The sequence below is a fragment of the Caenispirillum salinarum genome (assembly GCF_044803115.1).
In the GTDB taxonomy this organism is placed as follows: Bacteria; Pseudomonadota; Alphaproteobacteria; order Rhodospirillales; family Rhodospirillaceae; genus Caenispirillum; species Caenispirillum salinarum_A.
This window is the reverse complement of sequence record NZ_CP085224.1, coordinates 3,224,310-3,242,940: the sequence shown is the minus strand read 5'-3', so window position 1 is coordinate 3,242,940 and position 18,631 is coordinate 3,224,310. Positions and strand designations below refer to the sequence as shown.

Annotated in this window: 17 protein-coding genes; 12 read left to right on the top strand and 5 right to left on the bottom strand. The window is 67.8% G+C overall.

Annotated elements, in window-relative coordinates; genetic code table 11:
* The first annotated feature begins 103 nt into the window (after positions 1 to 103).
* The 8 genes from fdhD (at position 104) to LG334_RS14855 (ending at position 8,575) form a co-directional block, all read left to right on the top strand.
* On the top strand, positions 104 to 985 hold the full coding sequence (gene fdhD / locus LG334_RS14890) for a formate dehydrogenase accessory sulfurtransferase FdhD (RefSeq protein ID WP_404379205.1): 882 nt from the start codon (positions 104 to 106) through the stop codon (positions 983 to 985).
* Entirely contained in the window at positions 978 to 2,162 is a 1,185-nt protein-coding gene (mobA, locus tag LG334_RS14885; RefSeq protein WP_404379204.1) for a molybdenum cofactor guanylyltransferase MobA, read from the top strand. Before fdhD ends, mobA begins: the two co-directional genes overlap by 8 nt.
* Positions 2,159 to 2,761 (top strand): DUF3306 domain-containing protein, encoded by a 603-nt coding sequence (locus LG334_RS14880; RefSeq protein WP_404379202.1) that lies wholly within the window; start codon positions 2,159 to 2,161, stop codon positions 2,759 to 2,761. Before mobA ends, LG334_RS14880 begins: the two co-directional genes overlap by 4 nt.
* Positions 2,762 to 2,940: 179 nt before the next feature.
* Positions 2,941 to 3,570 (top strand): molecular chaperone, encoded by a 630-nt coding sequence (locus LG334_RS14875; RefSeq protein WP_404379200.1) that lies wholly within the window; start codon positions 2,941 to 2,943, stop codon positions 3,568 to 3,570.
* Between the two features lie 60 nt (positions 3,571 to 3,630).
* The gene (locus tag LG334_RS14870; protein WP_404379199.1) at positions 3,631 to 3,849 is read left to right on the top strand and encodes a twin-arginine translocation signal domain-containing protein; all 219 of its coding nucleotides are present in this window, start codon (positions 3,631 to 3,633) and stop codon (positions 3,847 to 3,849) included.
* 30 nt (positions 3,850 to 3,879) lie between these two features.
* Positions 3,880 to 6,759 (top strand): formate dehydrogenase subunit alpha, encoded by a 2,880-nt coding sequence (locus LG334_RS14865; RefSeq protein ID WP_404379197.1) that lies wholly within the window; start codon positions 3,880 to 3,882, stop codon positions 6,757 to 6,759.
* Between the two features lie 21 nt (positions 6,760 to 6,780).
* The gene (gene fdh3B, locus LG334_RS14860) at positions 6,781 to 7,404 is read left to right on the top strand and encodes a formate dehydrogenase FDH3 subunit beta (protein ID WP_404379196.1); all 624 of its coding nucleotides are present in this window, start codon (positions 6,781 to 6,783) and stop codon (positions 7,402 to 7,404) included.
* 73 nt (positions 7,405 to 7,477) lie between these two features.
* Entirely contained in the window at positions 7,478 to 8,575 is a 1,098-nt protein-coding gene (locus LG334_RS14855) for a formate dehydrogenase subunit gamma (protein ID WP_404379194.1), read from the top strand.
* 176 nt (positions 8,576 to 8,751) lie between these two features.
* Here the strand turns inward: LG334_RS14855 and glp (LG334_RS14850) are convergent, their stop codons facing one another.
* From glp (LG334_RS14850) to LG334_RS14830, 5 genes are all read right to left on the bottom strand, one after another.
* Positions 8,752 to 10,011, bottom strand: a complete 1,260-nt coding sequence (glp, locus tag LG334_RS14850; protein WP_404379193.1) for a gephyrin-like molybdotransferase Glp — start codon at positions 10,009 to 10,011, stop codon at positions 8,752 to 8,754.
* On the bottom strand, positions 10,008 to 10,535 hold the full coding sequence (mobB, locus tag LG334_RS14845; RefSeq protein WP_404379192.1) for a molybdopterin-guanine dinucleotide biosynthesis protein B: 528 nt from the start codon (positions 10,533 to 10,535) through the stop codon (positions 10,008 to 10,010). Before mobB ends, glp (LG334_RS14850) begins: the two co-directional genes overlap by 4 nt.
* 30 nt (positions 10,536 to 10,565) lie before the next feature.
* On the bottom strand, positions 10,566 to 11,843 hold the full coding sequence (glp, locus tag LG334_RS14840) for a gephyrin-like molybdotransferase Glp (protein ID WP_404379191.1): 1,278 nt from the start codon (positions 11,841 to 11,843) through the stop codon (positions 10,566 to 10,568).
* Between the two features lie 118 nt (positions 11,844 to 11,961).
* The gene (locus LG334_RS14835; RefSeq protein ID WP_404379189.1) at positions 11,962 to 13,473 is read right to left on the bottom strand and encodes a malonyl-CoA synthase; all 1,512 of its coding nucleotides are present in this window, start codon (positions 13,471 to 13,473) and stop codon (positions 11,962 to 11,964) included.
* On the bottom strand, positions 13,470 to 14,147 hold the full coding sequence (locus tag LG334_RS14830) for a GntR family transcriptional regulator (protein ID WP_404379187.1): 678 nt from the start codon (positions 14,145 to 14,147) through the stop codon (positions 13,470 to 13,472). Before LG334_RS14830 ends, LG334_RS14835 begins: the two co-directional genes overlap by 4 nt.
* 156 nt (positions 14,148 to 14,303) lie before the next feature.
* Between LG334_RS14830 and dctP the strand changes: the two genes are divergently transcribed.
* From dctP to LG334_RS14810, 4 genes are all read left to right on the top strand, one after another.
* A complete protein-coding gene (gene dctP / locus LG334_RS14825; RefSeq protein ID WP_404379186.1) occupies positions 14,304 to 15,296 on the top strand; it encodes a TRAP transporter substrate-binding protein DctP in 993 nt (330 codons plus the stop codon).
* 84 nt (positions 15,297 to 15,380) lie between these two features.
* On the top strand, positions 15,381 to 15,935 hold the full coding sequence (locus LG334_RS14820; RefSeq protein WP_404379184.1) for a TRAP transporter small permease subunit: 555 nt from the start codon (positions 15,381 to 15,383) through the stop codon (positions 15,933 to 15,935).
* Positions 15,932 to 17,248 (top strand): TRAP transporter large permease, encoded by a 1,317-nt coding sequence (locus tag LG334_RS14815; protein ID WP_404379182.1) that lies wholly within the window; start codon positions 15,932 to 15,934, stop codon positions 17,246 to 17,248. Before LG334_RS14820 ends, LG334_RS14815 begins: the two co-directional genes overlap by 4 nt.
* Complete coding sequence (locus LG334_RS14810) at positions 17,248 to 18,624, top strand: malonyl-CoA decarboxylase (protein WP_404379180.1); 1,377 nt, start codon at positions 17,248 to 17,250, stop codon at positions 18,622 to 18,624. Before LG334_RS14815 ends, LG334_RS14810 begins: the two co-directional genes overlap by 1 nt.
* Positions 18,625 to 18,631: the final 7 nt, after the last annotated feature.

The following is an 18,631-nucleotide window of genomic DNA, read 5'->3' as shown; positions in this document are numbered from 1 at the left end:
CGGGGTCTCTGCCACCTCTTGCGACGTGGGCGCCAAATGTGCGCAAATAGTCGACAAAGATGGTCGGAACCTTTCCGGCAGTTAACCACGAGGCCGAGGCTGAATGGAAGCGACAGAATTCGAGGTCCGGCCCGATCCCGAGGACAGCCGCCTCTATGAGATGGTCGCGGGACTGGACCAGGACGGGCGACGCATCGAGGCGCCCGTCATCAACGAACGGCCGCTTACGCTCTACCTGAACGACCGTCGCGTGGTGACGGCGGTCACCATCGGCGACCATCCCGAGTACCTGGCGGTCGGCTACCTGTTGAACCAGGCCATGGTGCGCCGGGAAGACGCCATCCTCTCCATCGAGCACGACCCCGCAACCCGATCGGTGCGGGTCCGCATCGATGCCGACCGCGACCTGGACGCCATGATGTCCAAGCGCACCCATACCTCGGGCTGTGCGCTCGGCACGGTGTACGGAGAGATCCTGGAGCGGTTCATGGACACGCCGCTGGACACGTCCGTGGCCTTCCGCACCTCTTGGCTTTATGCCTTGTCACGCAAGATCAACACGGCGCCGAGTCTCTACCTGACCACCGGGGCCATCCACGGCTGCGTCCTGTGCGAGGAGGATCGGCCCCTGGTGTACATGGAGGACGTGGGTCGGCACAACGCCGTGGACAAGATCGCCGGCTACATGCGGATGAACGGGCTCTCGCCCCGGGGCAAGAGCTTCTATACCACCGGCCGCCTGACCAGCGAGATGGTCATGAAGTGCGTGCAGATGGAGATCCCCGTGCTGGTGTCGCGGTCGGGCTTCACCGCCTGGGGCGTGGACCTGGCCCGCGAGGCGGGGCTGACGCTCATCGGCCGCGCCAAGGGAAAGCGGTTCATGGTCCTTTCGGGCGAAGACCGCCTTGTCTGGGACGCCGATCCGGCTGCGGTGTCAGAGGAACCCCGGTCCGCCAAACGCAAGGGAAGCACATCCGATGAGTGACACCGCGCCGCAGATGCCGCCCGTCGCCGGCCTGGTTCTCGCCGGCGGCCTGTCGCGCCGCATGGGCGGCGGCGACAAGACCCTGCTGCTGCTCGACGGCCGGCCCATGCTGCTGCATGTCCTCGACCGGGTCGCACCGCAGGTGGGGCCGCTCGCCATCAACGCCAACGGCGATCCCGACCGCTTCGCCCCGTTCGGCCGGCCCGTCGTGCCCGACGAACTGGAGGGCTTTCCCGGACCGCTGGCCGGAATCCTGGCTGGGCTGGAATGGGTGCGGCGCGACCACCCGACGTTGACCCACCTGCTGACGGTGCCGGCCGACGCGCCTTTCCTGCCGCGCGACATGGTGGACCGGCTGTGGGCGCGTATCGAGGCGGGCGCCGACATCGCCTGCGCGGCATCCGGCGGCTGGACCCACCCGCCCATCGCGTTGTGGCCGGTGCGCCTGCGCAAGGAGTTGCGCGCGGCGGTCATCGACGAGGGGATGCGCAAGATCGACGCATGGACCGCCCGCTATCGCACCGAGGCGGTCGAGTGGCAGGCGGCGCCGCTTGATCCCTTCTACAACGTCAACCGCCCCGAGGACCTGGACGCCGCCAAGGACCTGCTGGAGCAGGCCGCCGCGCGTGAGGCTGCGCCCGACGTGCCGGCGTCCAAGCCCTTCGGCGTGGTGATCGAGCGCCGCACCAGCTCCCACCCCTGGGGCTCGGACGCCTACGTGCCGGTGGCGGTGGCGCCGGGCGTGCCGGCGGGCGACCCCGTCCGGCAGGCGGAGGCGGACCGCTGGGTCACCGGCGGCGTGACGCTGGAGTTGTTCCGCAAGGAGACCGAGGGCTATCGCCGCAACCTCTCCACGCCCACACCGCGCATCTATGTGATCCTGCGGCCCGTGACGGACGATGACGGGAACACCTACGGGCCATTGCCGGTCAAGCCGGTGCTGGTCACCGCCTGCCCCTACGAGGCCGAGGCCTACCTGCACGGCGACGAGACGCAGGTGGAGGCCGTGCCCATGCCCGATGACGTGGCGCATTGGGTGGGCGCCTTCTGCGCGCGCCACCACGTCGACCAGCCTTTCGTGAAGCGCAAGCAGAAGACCAAGGTTGCGCGGGAGGACGACACGTTCTCGCGCATCCCGCCGGTGCAGCAGGCCCGGCGCGATCGGGGGGCGCCATGAGCCGCGACAGCTTCCTCTCGCGCTGGTCCCGGCGCAAGGCCGAGGCCCGGCAGGCCGAACGCGAGCCGGACCAGGCGCCGCCTGCGCCGGAGGAAGCGCCGGAGGACGACCTGCCGGCGCCGGCCGATGACGCCGCTGTGTCCGACGCGGCGGAAAAGGACGAGGATCCTCTCGACCTGCCGGACATCGACAGCCTGACGGCCGAGTCGGACTACACGGTCTTCCTCAAGGAGAAGGTGCCTGCGGCGCTGCGCAAGCAGGCGCTGCGCAAGCTGTGGCGCTCGGACCCGGTGCTGGCGAACCTGGATGGCCTCAACGATTACGACGACGACTACACCACTCCGGCGGTGACCGGCGCGGCCGTGCGCACCGCATACAATGCCCTGCGCGGCTATGCCCGACCTGAGGAGGAGGCAGAGGCCGCCCAAACAGCCCAGGCCAAGCCGGAGGAACCATCGGAAGATGCCGAGGCCGGCCGCGAACAACCGGACGCCCATGCTGCGTCGCAGCAAGACGACGGAAAGACGCAAGCTGCTCCCGATCCGTCCAAGAGCGTCGTGGTTCAGGAAAAAGGCGGGGAAGACCGTGATGAAACTTGAGCGAACACTACGAACTTCAACTACCGGTGTGTTCTGATAAAGCCTCGCAATCCGGCTTTCGTCCGCATTCTTTCCGGGGCCTCTTCAAGTCCTGGACAATCCGACCTTTCAATGCAACCATGATCGTCCAACTGTTTTCAAATTGAAGCAGTCTGTGCCGCGATCGCGGAGGATCACCCTTGTCGAATATCGGTACAGCCCAACAGTCCATCGGTGAAGAGGACGTGCTTCGGGCGCGGTTCTATACCCTTCTGTCGAACCTGCTGCTGGCGCCGCCGCCAGCCGGCGTGCTGGCGGACCTGGGCGGGCTGACGGGTGACGACACGCCGCTCGGCCAGGCGCTGGGCGACCTGGCCGCCGCGGCGCGCGAGGCCGACGCCGACGCCGTGTCCGAGGAGCACCTGGCCGTGCTGGTGGGCATCACCCGCGGCGAGGTCGTGCCCTATGCCTCGCATTACCTGACGGGATTCCTCCACGAGAAGCCGCTGGCCGAGGTGCGCGAGTCCCTGCGCGCGCTGGGCGTCGAGCGGGCGCCGGGCCAGGCGGAGCCCGAGGACCACATCGGCATCCTGTTCGACGTCATGCGCGGGCTGATCCTCGGGGAATTCGGCGCGGCCGCCGGCGCCGGCCTGGCCGAGCAGAAAGCGTTTTTCACCAGGCACATCGCGCCGTGGGCGGACACGCTGTTCCGCGATATCGAGGCGGCGCGATCCGCCCGTTTCTACCGGGCCGTCGGCGCGGTGGGACGGGCCTTCCTCGACATCGAGCGCGAGAGCTTCGCCATGGTCGGCGAGAAGGGCGAGGGCTGACCCGTCCGCACGCCGCATGAGCCGCATGTACGGAATCGCAGGTCGGAAAGGAACGGAAGCATGAGCGAGTCCAGCAGGATTGAGCAGGCCGAAGGCGTCGACCGCCGCGGCTTTCTTCGCGGGATCGGCCTGGGCGCCGCCGGCGCGGGTGCCGCCGCGGCTCTCGTGGCCGGCCAGGCCTCGGCGGAGGCAGCCGACGAGGTGACGGTGAAAGCCGCCAAGACGGGCTACCGCAAGACGGAGCACGTCCGCCGGTACTACGACCTCGCCCGCTTCTGAGACGACGGCGCAGACAAGAGGAAACGTCCCATGCTCACCAAGAAGCGCACCAGCACCGCACCGCCGGCGCCCCACATGCTCAACCGTCTTGCGTCCGCCGTGGGCGGCGCCGTTGACCGTCGAACCTTCCTGCGCCGCTCGGGCATCGCGGCCGGCGGCGCCGCCCTCGGGGCCGTGCTGCCGGCGGGGTCCGTCCGCAAGGCCGCGGCCGCCGAGACGGCCCCCACGGCCCGCGGCAACATCGAAATGAAGCGCACCGTCTGCACCCACTGCTCGGTGGGCTGCACGGTGGAGGCCGAGGTTTCCAACGGCGTCTGGATCGGCCAGGAGCCGGGCAACGACAGCCCCTTCAACCTGGGCGCCCACTGCGCCAAGGGGGCGTCGGTCCGCGAGCACGCCCACGGCGAGCGCCGCCTCAAGCACCCCATGAAGCTGGAAGGCGGCAAATGGAAGCGCATCTCCTGGGACGAGGCGATCAACGAGGTCGGCGACCGTCTGCTGGCCATCCGTGAGAAGTCGGGGCCCGATTCCGTGTACTGGCTGGGATCGGCCAAGCACAGCAACGAACAGGCCTACCTGTTCCGCAAGTTCGCGGCCATGTGGGGCACCAACAACGTCGACCACCAGGCCCGCATCTGTCACTCCACCACCGTCGCCGGCGTGGCGAACACGTGGGGTTACGGTGCGATGACGAACAGCTACAACGACATTCACAACTCCAAGGCCATCTTCCTCATCGGCGGCAATCCGGCCGAGGCGCATCCCGTCTCCATGCAGCACGTCCTGCGCGCCAAGGAGAAGAACAAGGCGCACCTGATCGTCGCCGACCCGCGCTTCACCCGCACGGCCGCGCGCGCCGACGAATACCTGCGCTTCCGCCCGGGCACCGACGTCGCCCTGATCTGGGGCATCCTGTGGCATGTGCTGGACAACGGCTGGGAGGACAAGGACTACATCCGCCGCCGCGTCTACGGCTTCGACGAGATCCGCCAGGAGGTCGCGAAGTGGACGCCGGACGAGGTCGAGCGCGTGACGGGCGCCCCGCCGGAGCAGCTCAAGCGCGTGGCGCAGCTGATGGCCTCCAACAAGCCCGGCACCCTGATCTGGTGCATGGGCGGCACCCAGCACTCCAACGGCAACAACAACACCCGCGCCTACTGCATCCTTCAGCTGGCGCTCGGCAACATGGGCGTCTCGGGCGGCGGCACCAACATCTTCCGCGGCCACGACAACGTGCAGGGCGCCACCGACCTGGGCGTCCTGGCCGATACCCTACCGGGCTACTACGGCCTGGCCGAAGGCTCGTGGAAGCACTGGGCCCGCGTCTGGGAACTGGACGAGGAGTGGCTGAAGGGCCGCTTCGCCGAGGGCATGATGAACGCCACCGGCATTCCCGTCTCGCGCTGGATCGACGGCGTGCTGGAGGACAGGGAAAACCTCGAGCAGCCCAACACCGTGCAGGGCATGGTGTTCTGGGGCCATGCGCCCAACAGCCAGACGCGCCTGCCGGAAATGAAGCAGGCGATGGAAAAGCTGGACACGCTGGTGGTCATCGACCCCTATCCGACGGTCACCGCCGTGCTGCACGACCGCACCGACGGCGTCTACCTGCTGCCGGCGGCGACGCAGTTCGAGACCTCCGGCTCGGTCACCGCGTCCAACCGGTCGCTGCAGTGGCGCGAGAAGGTGGTCGAGCCGCTGTTCGAGTCCAAGCCCGACCACACCATCATGACCCTGTTCGCCCGGAAGTTCGGCTTCGAGAACGAGCTTCTGAAGAACATCCAGGTCAACGGCGACGAGCCGCTGGTCGAGGACATCACGCGCGAGTTCAACAAGGGCATGTGGACCATCGGCTACACCGGCCAGTCGCCGGAGCGCCTGAAGGAGCACATGAAGTACCAGCACCACTTCGACAAGACGACCCTGCGGGCCGTCGGCGGTCCCCTGGACGGCGAGTACTACGGGATGCCGTGGCCGTGCTGGGGCACCGCCGAGATGCGCCACCCGGGCTCTGCCAACCTGTACGACACCTCGCTGCCCGTCGCCGAGGGCGGCATGGGCTTCCGCGCCCGCTTCGGCGTGGAGCACGAGGGCGTCAACCTGCTGGCCGAGGACAGCTACCCCCGGGGCTCGGAGATCGAGGACGGCTATCCCGAGTTCACCATGGCCATGCTCAAGAAGCTGGGCTGGGACAGCGACCTCACCGACGAGGAGCGCCAGACGATCGAGCGTATCGGCGGTGACTCCGTGAACTGGAAGACCGACCTGTCCGGCGGCATCCAGCGGGTGGCGATCAAGCACGGCTGCGCGCCCTACGGCAACGCCAAGGCCCGCACGGTGGTCTGGACCTTCCCCGACCCGGTGCCCCTGCACCGCGAGCCGCTCTACACCCCGCGCCGCGATCTGGTGGCGGACTATCCCACCTACGAAGACAAGACCTTCTGGCGCGTGCCCACGCTGTACAAGTCCATCCAGGAAAACGACTTCTCCAAGGACTTCCCGATCATCCTCACCTCCGGCCGTCTGGTGGAGTACGAGGGCGGCGGCGACGAGACCCGGTCCAACCCGTGGCTCGCCGAATTGCAGCAGGACATGTTCGTCGAGATCAACCAGGCCGACGCCAACGACAACGGCATCCGCGACGGCGCCGACGTCTGGGTCCACGGTCCCAACGGCGGCAAGGTCAAGGTGAAGGCCATGGTGACGGATCGTGTCGGGCGCGGCGTGGCCTTCATGCCGTTCCACTTCGGCGGCCACTTCCAGGGCAAGTCCCTGCGCGACAAGTACCCGGACGGCGCCGATCCGATCGTGCTTGGCGAATCCAGCAACACCGCGCAGACCTACGGCTATGACTCGGTCACCCAGATGCAGGAGACCAAGGCGACGCTGTGTCGGATCGAGGCGGCGTAACGCCGAAGGGAGGAGACCGAAATGGGTAAGATGGTATTCCATTGCGACGGCGACCGCTGCATCGAGTGCAATGCTTGCGTCACCGCCTGCAAGAACGAGAACGAGGTGCCCTGGGGCATCAACCGCCGCCGCGTCGTCACCCTGAACGACGGCGTGCCCGGTGAGAAGTCGATCTCGGTCGCCTGCATGCACTGCTCGGATGCGCCGTGCGTCAACGTGTGCCCGACCAACGTCATCTATCACACCGATGACGGCGTGGTCCTGCACAACAAGGACGGCTGCATCGGCTGCGGCTACTGCTTCTATGCCTGCCCCTTTGGCGCGCCGCAGTACCCGCAGGAGGGCAATTTCGGCTCGCGCGGCAAGATGGACAAGTGCACCTTCTGCGCCGGCGGCCCGGAAGAGGCCAACTCGGCCGAGGAGTTCAACAAGTACGGCCGCAACCGCCTGGCCGAGGGCAAGCTGCCGCTCTGCGCGGAGATGTGCTCCACCAAGGCGCTGATCGCCGGCGACGCCGATGAAATCGCCGACATCTTCCGCCAGCGCGTGGTCGAGCGCGGTTTCGACAGCGGCGGCTACGGCTTCCAGCAGAAGTTCGGGCAGGGCGGCGCCGGCCGCGGTCCGGGCGCCGGGCAGAAGCTCTGAACATCCGGCCGATGCCCCGCCCGCGCCCCACCAGGACGCGGGCGGTTTCGGCCCTGGAGGACACTTGATGATCGTGCGACGTTTCCTCCCGCTGGCTGTGGCGCTGCTGTGCCTTCTGGGCGCGGCGGGTCCGGCGTCCGCGCAGGACGTGCGGCCGCCGGGCGCCACTACGGAAGCGCAGCCGCAATCCGAGGCGGGCCCGACGGCCGGCCAGATCCCGGCCGCGCCGCCGGACACCATGAACTATCCGTACATTTCGGGCCTGTGGTCGGACATCGCCGACGGCGAGACCGGCTACGTCAGCATTCCCGACAAACAGGCGGGCCGCCTGATCCAGGTCCAGGGCATGGAATGGCTGAGCTGGCGCAATGACGAGTTGCGCCGCTGGTCGTCCTACGCCGTCGCCGCCATGCTCATCGCCCTGGGCGGGTTCTTCGCCGTGAAGGGCCGCATCAAGGTCGACAGCGGTCTGTCCGGCCGGTTGATCCAGCGGTTCAAGCCGCACGAGATCATCGGCCACTGGGTCACAGCGGGCTCGTTCCTGGTGCTGGCGCTGACGGGCATATGGCTGCTGTACGGGCGGCCGCTGCTGCTGCCGGTGATGGGCCAGGATGCCTATGCGGTGTCCGCCGAGATCAGCAAGTACATGCACAATTTTGGCGGCTTCGTCTTCATGGCGGGCCTGCTCTACATCTTCGTGATGTGGGTGCGCCACAACATCTGGGACCGCTACGACTGGAACTGGATTCGCCAGGCGGGCGGCTTCCTGTCCAAGAACTCCCACCCGCCGGCGGACAAGTTCAACTTCGGCCAGAAGACCGTGTTCTGGATGGTCATCATCCTGGGCGTTCTGCTGTCGCTGTCGGGCCTGAACCTGCTCATGCCGTTCTGGTTCGTCGACAGCATCGAGACCATGCAATACGCCCAGATCATTCACGCGGCGCTGGGGATGCTGATGTTCGCCGCCATTCTGGCGCACATCTACATCGGCTCCGTAGGCATGCAGGCGGCCTTCCGCGCCATGTCGACGGGCTGGGTCGACCTCAACTGGGCGCGCGAGCACCACAGCGTGTGGGTGGACAAGTACCTGGCCGGCAACAATCCGGAACGCGAGGGGCCGAAGACGGCGCCGCCGGAACAGGGGCACGGGGAGCGCAAGGCGGCGGAATAGAGGGGTCATTCGTCAGGGGACCTCGGTCCCCTGACCCCCTGATCGAGAGGCGCAGGCTCTCGAACTCTCCCGTTTTTTTTAGACTTGGCAAGGCACAACGCGCAAAAGACTGGGGGGCTCGGAGGGCTGTGCCCACCGAGCCGGGTTTGGGGCGACGGCCCCATGCGCGAAGCGCTCTACCCCGTCAGCCGCTCGAACGGCAAAAACTCCAGCACGTCGCCTGGATTGATCTGCGAAGGCTCCTCCGGCAGCGCCAGAAGCCCCTCGCTCACCACCACCGAGCGCAGGATGCCCGAGCCTTCGGTGGGGAAGCGTTCCGCCACCGGCAGGCCGTCCTCGTCCCGGCCCGTCAGGCTGGCGCGCAGCCATTCGCGGCGGCCGGCGCGCTTCTTGAAGGCAAAGCCGGCGCGCACCGGAATGGGCCGCGGCAGCACGTCGGCCACGCCCATGCGGCGCAGGATCATGGGGCGCGCGAACATGCAAAAGCACACGAAGGCCGCCACCGGATTACCCGGCAGCCCGACGAACACGGCCTCGCCGACACGGCCCACCGCCAGCGGCCGCCCGGGACGGATGGCGACGCGCCAGAAGTCCAGTCTGCCCAGGTCTTCCACGACCGGCTTGATGTGATCTTCCTCGCCGGTGGAGACGCCGCCGGAGGTCAGCACCACGTCTGCCTCCGCCGATGCGCGGGCCAGCGCGTCCTTCAGGGCTGCGGGATCGTCAGGCAGGATTCCGTAGTCGCTGACCTTGCACCCCATGTCGGCCAGCAGGCCCATCAGCACGAAGCGGTTGCTGTCGTAGATGGCGCCCGGCGGGGCGTCGCCCCCCGGATCGCGCACCTCCGTTCCGGTGGAGAAGACGGCGGCGCGGACCCGGCGCCGCACCAGCGGTTCCGCCACACCGACGGACGCCATGAAGCCGATCTCCGCCGGATGCAGCCGTCGACCGGCAGCCAGGATGGTGTCGCCGACGCCGATGTCCTCGGCCTTGCGGCGCAGGTTCTGGCCGGCCTTGCGCACCGGCGGCAGCACGACGGTGTCGTCTCCGGCGCGGCACGGTTCCTGGGGGATGATCGTGTCGGCGCCCTCGGGCACCGGCGCACCGGTGAAGATGCGCGCCGCCTCGCCCGCCGACAGGGGGCGGTCCGGAACGATCCCGGCGGGGATGCGCATGGTGATCGGCAGGCGGGTTTCGTCCTCCGTCGACAGGTCGGCGAAGCGCACGGCATAGCCGTCGACGGCAGAATTGTCGTGCGGCGGTACGTTCCGGTCGGACACGATATCTTCCGCCAGCACACGGCCCCGCGCGTCCATCAGCGGAACGCGCTCTGTCTCGGCCACCGGCGTCACCAGGTCCAGCAACCGCGCCACGGCGTCGTCGGCGGGCAGCATGTCGGCGGAGAGGGCGAAGGCGTCGACGGCGGGGCGGGTCATTGCGCGGTCTCCATGCCCATGGTGCGCGGCAGGTCGACGTGGTCCAGAATGAAGTCCACGACGGCCTCGGGATCGTTCAGGTCAAGGCGCGGCCGGTCGGTCAGGTCCGGCAGGCCCTCGTCGCTGGCGACGGCGACCACGGTGTCGTCCTGAGGCCACAACGGGTCCTTTCCGAAGGACGGCCGGTGGACCTCGATCTTGGGGTGGGGGTGGCGCTTGAAGCCCTCCACCAGCAGAAGGTCCACGGGCGTCATGCGCGCCACCATGTCCTCCAGCGACGGCTCGTCCTCATCGCGCAGTTCGTGCATGAGCGCCCAGCGCCGGCCCGAGGTGATGAGAACCTCCGACGCGCCGGCCTCGCGGTGGCGGAAACTGTCCTTGCCTGGGCGGTCGATGTCGAAGGCGTGGTGGGCGTGCTTGATGGTGGAGACGCGGAAGCCGCGGCGGGTGAGGATGGCGACGGCCGCCGTCATCAGGGTGGTCTTTCCGCTGTTGCTCCACCCCGCCAGTCCGAACACTTTCATGAACGCGGAATCCTTGCCTGTGCCGGCCCGTCAGGCCGGCAGGATGCTGGAATAGGGAATAAAATCGACCATGTCGCCCTCGGCAACACCGGTGCAGTCCTCGCGCAGGTCCACCAGGCCGTCGCTCTCAATCATCGAGGACAGGACGTGCGGTTCCTGCGACGGGTAGAGGCGCACCACCGGCGTGCCTCCGGTCCGGTCGATGCTGGCGCGGACGAACTGCCGGCGCCGGTGCTTCTTGCTGAAGCTGAAGCCGGCCGGCAGCGGGAAGGCGCCGGGGAACAGCGGCTCGGCCAGGGCGCCCGACAGGCGCAACACGACGGGCCTTGCGACCATCATGAAGGTGGCGAGGCTGGAGACGGGATATCCCGGCAGGCCGATGAAGGCCGCGCGGCCCACGGTTCCCAGCGTCGTCGGCTTGCCCGGCTTGACGGCCATCCGCCACACGTGAACCTCGCCCAGCGCCCGGACGGCGTCCACCACATGGTCTTCGCCGCCGACGGACACGCCGCCCGATGTGACGACCACGTCCTGGCTTTCGCCGGCGGCGGCCAGGGCTGCCTCGGTGGCGTCGCGGCGGTCGGGCAGGTGGCCGAGATCTGTCACGTCGGCGCCCAGCGCGCTCAGCGCGGCCATCAGGCCGTAGCGGTTGCTGCCGTAGATCTGGGCGGGGCCGAGGGGCAGGCCGGGCTCCACGATCTCGTCGCCGGTCGACAGCACGCCTGCCTTCAGGCGCTTGAAGACCGTCACCGTCGAATGGCCCGCGGCGGCGGCCATCGCCACGTCCTGCGGCCGCAGCCGGCGGCCGGAGGAGAGGACGGTGGCGCCGGTGCTGAAGTCCTCTCCGGCACGCCGGACGAAGTTGCCCACGCCCAGGCCGGAGGGGAAGGTGACCGTCTCCGGGGCATCGAGGGACGGATGCGGCGTGCAATCTTCCTGCATCGCGACCACATCCGCACCCTGCGGCAGGGGCGCGCCGGTGAAGATTCGCGCCGCCGTGCCCGGGGCGAGGGGCGCTTCAGGCGCGCTGCCGGCGGCGATGCGCCCGACTGCGGGCAGGGCCGTGGAGCTGTGGTCATTCAGGTCGGCGGCGCGTGCGCAGAAGCCGTCCATGGCCGCATTGTCGAAGCGCGGGTTGTCGACGGTTGCGCAGAGCGGAGCGGCCAGGACGCGCCCGGCGGCCTTGGTCAAGGGCAGGTCTTCGGTGTCCACCACCGGGAACAGCCGCGCCGCCAGCGTGTCCAATGCGTCGTCAAGACGAAGCAGGGCGTCAGGCGACTTGAAGCAGTCGTTGAGGGTGTCGCTCATGTCGGGATTTTAGCGTCTTTTCCAGGCGCTTGCCATAACGCTCTGCCCGATCGGCGGCGGCTCGCGGAGGACTCATTTTATCCTCGGCGGGCTCCCCCGCGCCGGCTCCATCCGCTTCCTATTGGTCGAACGCGCCCGCGAAGCGCTTGCGCAATTCCGCCTTCTGCACCTTTCCCATGGTGTTGCGGGGCAGGGCATCAACGAAGAACACCTTTTTCGGGGCCTTGTAGCCGGCCAGGTGCTGTCGTGCGGCGGCGATGATGTCCGCCTCTGCCGGCGGTGCGTCGCCTTCGGGCACCACCACCGCCACCACGCCCTCGCCGAAGTCGGAGTGGGGCACGCCGATGACGGCCGACTCGCCGATGCCGTCCATGTCGTCGATGACCGTCTCGATCTCTTTGGGATAGACGTTGTAGCCGCCGGAAATGATCATGTCCTTGGATCGGCCGACGATGTGCACGTAGCCCTCGGCGTCGATCTTGCCGACATCGCCGGTGATGAACCAGCCGTCGGGGCGGAACTCCTCCGCCGTCTTCTCGGGCATCCGCCAGTAGCCGGCGAAGACGTTGGGACCCTTCACTTCCAGCACGCCGACCTCGTCGCGGCCGAGCACCGTGCCGTCCTCCGCCGCCGCGCGGATGGCGACGCCGGGCAGCGGGAAGCCGACCGTGCCGGGCCTGCGCTCTCCGTCGTAGGGGTTGGAGGCGTTCATGCCCGTTTCGGTCATGCCGTAGCGTTCCAGGATACGATGGCCGGTGCGGGCCTCGAAGGCGCGGAAGGTCTCCTCCAGCAGCGGCGCGGAGCCCGAGACGAACAGCCGCATGTGCCCGGCGACGTCGCGGGTGAAGCTGTCCTCCGCCAGCAGGCGGACGTAGAAGGTGGGCACGCCCATCATCGTGGTCGCCCGGGGCAGGGCGCGGATCACGGCGGCGGGGTCGAAGCGCGCCTGGAAGATCATGGACGCACCGCTCGCCAGCACGGTGTTGATGGCGACGAACAGGCCGTGGATGTGGAAGATGGGCAGGGCGTGCAGCAGCACGTCGTCGGCGGTGAACCGCCACGCTTCCGCCAGCGCCTCGGCGTTGGACTGCAAGCCCCGGCGGGTGAGCATGGCGCCCTTGGACCGTCCCGTGGTGCCCGAGGTGTAGAGGATCGCCGCAAGGTCGTCCTCTCCCACCTCCTCGTCGGTGAAGCCGCCGGTGTCGGCCTTGGCGACCGCGTCCAGCAGGCTGCCCTCGCCGGTGCCCAGCGTGAAGACGTTGGCCACGCCCAGGCGCTGGCACAGGCCGCCGATGTCGGCCTCGTCCTTTGGCCGGCAGATCATGGCGACCGGCTCTGCATCGCCCAGGAAGTACTCCAGTTCCGAGAGCGTGTAGGCCGTGTTCAGCGGCAGGTAGACGGCGCCGACGCGCTGGCATGCGAGATACAGAAACACCGCCTCCGGCGTCTTTTCCACCTGTACCGCCACGCGGTCGCCCTTATTCACCCCGGCGGCCTTCAGGGCGGCACCGAAGGCGGCGGTGTGGCCGTCCAGGTCGCCGTAGGTGGCCGTGCGGCCGTCGTCGGTGTGCATCAGGGGACGGGCCGGATCGCTCCAGCCGGCGCGGAAGTGCTGGTAGAGGTTGGTCATGCCGTTCTCCTTCTGGCGGCGCGGCGGGCCGTCGCAAGCATGTCCGCCACGCCGTCGCCCTGCACGTTGACGTGCCGGCGCATGATGGTCTCCGCCGCCTCGGCCTGACCCTTGATGATGGCCTGCACGATGTCCCAGTGCTCGTCGTAGGAATTGGCGACGCGCGGACCCAGGTGAAGCTGGTTGCGGCGGTAGTAGGCCAGGCGGTTGCGCATGCGGCGCGTCTCGGCGGCCAGGTACGGGTTGTGGGCGCCTTCGTAGATGGCCTCGTGGAAGGCGACGTTGCGATCGTAATAGAGGTCGGGATCGGCCATGGCGTCGTCGCGCCCGCAGGCCTCGTGCAGCTCGATCAGTCGCTCGTGTTCGTCGCGGCTCATGCGGCGGGCGGCGAGCTGGGCGCACAGGCCCTCCAGCGAGGCCATCACCACGAAACGGTCGATCAGGTCCTCGGCGTCCAGCTTGATGACGGCCGCACCCACGCGCGGGCGGATGCGGACGAACCCCAGGACGGACAGCTTGTGCAGGGCTTCGCGCACGGGCGTGCGGGAGACGCCGAAGCGCTCCGCCAGTTCGCGCTCGTCCAGACGTTCGCCCGGCCCAAGCCGGCCCCGCCCGATGGCGTTCTCCAGCATTTCGAGCACCCGCTGCGACTGGGTCTGCTCGTCCTCTGCCATGCCCGCTCTCCCTTCTGTCGCCCCTGCGTCACATTCTGGTATGCCACAGAGGCTCGCTGGCGCACAATATTCTTTACAAGCTAAGTCGGGCTTGTCACGCTTGATGTTGCCGAGCGCGGACCAACCGCGCCGCAACAATGACTAGGGAGCACGTCCATGCGAAAGAATCTTACCGCGGCGGCCGCCGCCGCGCTTGTCGTGGGCATGTCGGGTGCCGCCGCCGCCGAGACCCTTCGGGCCTCGCACCAGTGGCCGGGCGGCACCGGCGACATGCGCGACGAGATGGTCCAGATCATCGCCAAGGAGATGGAAAAGTCCGACACCGGCGTGAAGGTCCGGGTGTATCCCGGTGAATCGCTGGTGAAGGCGAAGGAGCAGTGGGGCGCCCTGACCGGCGGCCAGATCGACATCTCCGCCTTCCCGCTGGCCTATGCCGCCGGCCGCCACCCGGAGTTCAACGCCACCCTGATGCCGGCGCTGGTGAAAAGCCACGACCACGCCAAGCGCCTGAACGATTCCGAGTTCATGCAGGACATCAAGGACATCATGAACGAGGCCGGCGTCATGGTGCTGGCCGACACCTGGCTGGCGGGCGGTTTCGTCGGCAAGGAGGAATGCATCGTCGAGCCCGCCGACGTGAAGGGCAAGTCCACCCGCGCCGCCGGTTCGTCGTTCGAGGAGATGCTGGCCGAGGCCGGAGCCTCCATCGCCTCCATGCCGTCGTCGGAAATCTACACCGCCATGCAGACGGGTGTGCTGGACGCCGCCAACACCAGCTCGGAAAGCTTCGTGTCGTACCGGATCTACGAGCAGGTGGACTGCCTGACCCCGCCGGGCGACACCGCGCTCTGGTTCATGTACGAGCCCATCGTCATGTCCAAGGCATCGTTCGAGGATCTGTCGCCCGAGGCGCAGGAGGCCATCAAGGCCGCCGGCGACAAGGCCGAGGAATACGCCGCCCAGGCGGCGAAGGACGCCGACGAGAACATGGTGAAGGTCTTCAAGGAGAACGACGTCGAGATCGCCACCATGACGCCGGAGCAGTTCCAGGCGTGGCGCGACATCGCGGCCAAGAGTTCCTACAAGAACTTCGCCGAATCCGTGCCCAACGGGCAGGAGCTGATCGACAAGGCGCTGTCCGTGGACTGATCACACTCCGCCGCCTGTCGACCGGCCGCCGGGCACCGTTCCCTCCCGCCCGGCGGCCGGCCCCTTCCTGTCCGGGAGCCTTCCATGGGTGCCTTCATCAAAGGCGTCTCCGCCGTCTCGCGCATTGCCGGCGTTTTCGCCGCCGCGTTCATCCTGGTCGCCACGCTGGTGGTCTGCCAGATGGTGTTCGTCCGCTATGTGCTGAACCAATCCACCGTGTGGCAGACGGAGCTGGCGGCCTATCTGCTGATCGCCTCCGTCTTCATCGGCAGTCCCTACGTTCTGATGACGCGCGGGCACGTCTATGTCGACCTGCTGCCGCTGTGGTCCAAGCCGCGCATGCGCATGGTGCTGGCGGTGGTGTCGTTCATCGTCTCGTTCCTGTTCTGCGTGCTGCTGGCCTGGAAATCATGGATTTTCCTGCACGAGGCCTGGGTGAAAGACTGGACGACCGACACCGTCTGGGGGCCGCCCCTGTGGGCCGTCTACATGTCCATGCCGATCGGGCTGACGCTGCTGAGCCTGCAACTGATCGTCGAGATGGCTGCCGTCCTGACGGGCCGCGAGGCGCCGTTCGGGATCGCGGACGATGAAGGCCTGAAGCTGGGCCTTGCCGAAGAGGACTTGGTCGGTAAATGAGCGAACTCACCCTGGGACTGATCGTCCTCGTCATCACCATCGGCCTGCTCATGGTCGGTGTTCCCGTGGCCTTTGCGCTGGGCGGCGTGGCCGTCGGCTTCCTCGTGGTCTTCGAGGGTTTCGGGATGCTGGACTTCGTGGCCGAATCCCTGTTCGGCTACCTGAACAGCTTCGGCCTGCTGGCCATTCCCATGTTCATCCTGATGGGCGCGGCGGTCGCCTCCTCGCGCGCCGGCGGGGACCTGTACGAGGCGCTGGACCGCTGGCTCTACCGCGTGCCGGGCGGGCTGGTGATCTCCAACCTGGGCGCCTGCGCCATCTTCTCGGCGCTGTCGGGTTCCTCGCCGGCGACCTGTGCCGCCATCGGCAAGATGGGCATACCCGAGATGCGCAAGCGCGGCTATCCGGCCTCGCTGGCGACCGGCTCCATCGCGGCCGGCGGCACGCTGGGCATCCTGATCCCGCCGTCGGTGACGATGATCCTGTATGGCATCGCGACGGAAAGCTCCATCGGGCGACTGTTCCTGGCGGGCCTCGGCCCCGGCCTGATGCTGGTGCTGCTGTTCATCGCGTGGTCGCTGTTCGACGCCTGGCGCCAGGGCTACAAGCTGACGGGCGCCGACCGGGTGTTCACCTGGAAGGAGAAATTCACCGCCCTGCCCAAGGTGCTGCCGTTCCTGGCAATCGTGATCGCGGTGCTGTTCGTCCTCTACGGCGGTGTCGCAACGCCCTCCGAAGCCGCCGGCGTGGGCGCGCTGCTGTGCCTGCTGATGGCGGTCATCATCTACCGCATGTGGAAGGGCGCGGAACTGTGGGAGGTGCTGCGGGCGACCATGCGCGAGTCGGTGATGATCCTGCTCATCATCGGCACGGCGGAACTGTTCGCCTACATGCTGTCGCTGCTGTTCATCACCCAGTCGCTGGCGGCCTGGATCGCGGACCTGGACGTCAACCGCTGGGTGCTGATGGCCTGCATCAACGTCTTCCTGCTGATCGCCGGGTTCTTCATTCCGCCGGCCGGCGTGATCCTCATGGCCATGCCGGTGCTGCTGCCCATCATCGTCAGCGCCGGTTTCGACCCCATCTGGTTCGCCGCCGTGCTGACCATTAACATGGAGATCGGGCTCATCACGCCGCCGGTCGGCCTGAACCTCTACGTCATCAACGGCATCGCGCCCGACGTGAACCTGGGCACCATCCTGCGCGGTTCCATCCCCTATGTGGGATGCATGGTGCTGGGCATCGTGCTGCTGTGCTTCTTCCCCGAGATTGCCACCTTCCTGCCGGACCTCGTCTTCGGGGAGCAGATCTGATGCTGGACCTGGGTGCCGTTTGGCGCGACATCGCAAAGAAGGCGCGGCTCGGCCGCAGCGTGGTGGAGCGCGACCTGGAAAAGGGCGGGGCCGAGGTGCTGCGCCAGCGGGTGGAGGAATGCGTCTCCGGCATCGGCGGCGCCGTCACCGCCCGCGCCCGCGCCGCCGAGATCGGCCGGCTCTACCTTCAGCTTTCGCCGGAGGGGCGGCGGCGGTTCCTGGTGATGCTGTCGTGTGACTTCGGCATCGACCGCGACGCCTTCCGCAAGGCCGTCGAGGCGTGGGAGGCCGCCGACGACTTCAAACAGGCGGCGGACGAGGAAAAGCGCGTCAAGCAGGTGCTGGACACCAAGCGCGTAAAGCTTTTGCGGCAGATGACCAGCCTGCCGGACGGCTTCAAGTTCCTGGTGGACCTGCGCGCGGACCTTCTGACCATGCTGGACCAGGAACCGGCGCTGCTGCCGCTGGAGCACGATTTCCAGGGCCTGCTGACGTCGTGGTTCGACATCGGCTTCATGAGCATGGAGCAGATCACCTGGCGCTCGCCGGCGCACATCCTGGAAAAGCTGATGGGATACGAGGCCGTTCACGAGATCCGCTCGTGGGCCGACCTCAAGAACCGGCTGGAGTCCGATCGCCGCTGTTTCGCCTTTTTCCACCCGCGCATGCCCGACGAGCCGCTGATCTTCGTCCAGGTGGCGCTGGTCAAGGGGCTGGCGGGCAACGTGCAGGCACTGCTGGATGAAAAGGCGCCGGAGGGCGACCCGGAAAAGGCCGACACAGCCATCTTCTATTCCATCTCCTCTACCCAGCCGGGCCTGCGCGGCATCTCGCTTGGGGACTTCCTCATCAAGCGGGTGGTGGACCATCTGCGGCGCGAGCTGCCCAACATCACCACGTTCTCGACCCTTTCCCCGGTGCCGGGCTTCCGCCGCTGGCTGGAGAGGACCATGGCGGCCGGCGATCCGGACCTGCTGACCGACGACGAACACGGCAAGGTGCGCGGCCTGCGCCCCAAGGAAGGTGCGAAGGGCTCCTTCAAGGAGATTCTGGAGACGGGCAGCTGGCGCGAGAACGCCGACCAGGAGGCCGTCGTCAAGAAGCCGCTCACCCGCCTGTGCGCGCGCTATCTGGTGGAGGAAAAGCGGGGCGGCGACCGTCCGCTGGACCCGGTGGCGCGCTTCCACCTCAACAACGGCGCGCGGCTGGAGCGCATCAACTGGCTGGCGGACACGTCGAAGCGGGGGATGAAGCAGTCGCACGGCATCATGGTGAACTACCTTTACAACCTGCCCGACATCGAGAAGAACCACGAGGCCTACAACGGCGGCCAGGTGGTGACCTCAAGCGCCGTGCGCACCTTGTTGAAGCGCTGAGGGGCAG

What these genes read in the sequence shown, in the direction of transcription:
- glp (WP_404379193.1), bottom strand. Translation starts at nt 10,011, where the DNA reads ATGACCCGCCCCGCCGTCGACGCCTTCGCCCTCTCCGCCGACATGCTG.
- LG334_RS14865 (WP_404379197.1), top strand. Translation starts at nt 3,880, where the DNA reads ATGCTCACCAAGAAGCGCACCAGCACCGCACCGCCGGCGCCCCACATG.
- glp (WP_404379191.1), bottom strand. Translation starts at nt 11,843, where the DNA reads ATGAGCGACACCCTCAACGACTGCTTCAAGTCGCCTGACGCCCTGCTT.
- LG334_RS14815 (WP_404379182.1), top strand. Translation starts at nt 15,932, where the DNA reads ATGAGCGAACTCACCCTGGGACTGATCGTCCTCGTCATCACCATCGGC.
- LG334_RS14870 (WP_404379199.1), top strand. Translation starts at nt 3,631, where the DNA reads ATGAGCGAGTCCAGCAGGATTGAGCAGGCCGAAGGCGTCGACCGCCGC.
- mobA (WP_404379204.1), top strand. Translation starts at nt 978, where the DNA reads ATGAGTGACACCGCGCCGCAGATGCCGCCCGTCGCCGGCCTGGTTCTC.
- LG334_RS14820 (WP_404379184.1), top strand. Translation starts at nt 15,381, where the DNA reads ATGGGTGCCTTCATCAAAGGCGTCTCCGCCGTCTCGCGCATTGCCGGC.
- LG334_RS14810 (WP_404379180.1), top strand. Translation starts at nt 17,248, where the DNA reads ATGCTGGACCTGGGTGCCGTTTGGCGCGACATCGCAAAGAAGGCGCGG.
- LG334_RS14830 (WP_404379187.1), bottom strand. Translation starts at nt 14,147, where the DNA reads ATGGCAGAGGACGAGCAGACCCAGTCGCAGCGGGTGCTCGAAATGCTG.
- mobB (WP_404379192.1), bottom strand. Translation starts at nt 10,535, where the DNA reads ATGAAAGTGTTCGGACTGGCGGGGTGGAGCAACAGCGGAAAGACCACC.
- LG334_RS14835 (WP_404379189.1), bottom strand. Translation starts at nt 13,473, where the DNA reads ATGACCAACCTCTACCAGCACTTCCGCGCCGGCTGGAGCGATCCGGCC.
- LG334_RS14880 (WP_404379202.1), top strand. Translation starts at nt 2,159, where the DNA reads ATGAGCCGCGACAGCTTCCTCTCGCGCTGGTCCCGGCGCAAGGCCGAG.
- fdhD (WP_404379205.1), top strand. Translation starts at nt 104, where the DNA reads ATGGAAGCGACAGAATTCGAGGTCCGGCCCGATCCCGAGGACAGCCGC.
- dctP (WP_404379186.1), top strand. Translation starts at nt 14,304, where the DNA reads ATGCGAAAGAATCTTACCGCGGCGGCCGCCGCCGCGCTTGTCGTGGGC.
- fdh3B (WP_404379196.1), top strand. Translation starts at nt 6,781, where the DNA reads ATGGGTAAGATGGTATTCCATTGCGACGGCGACCGCTGCATCGAGTGC.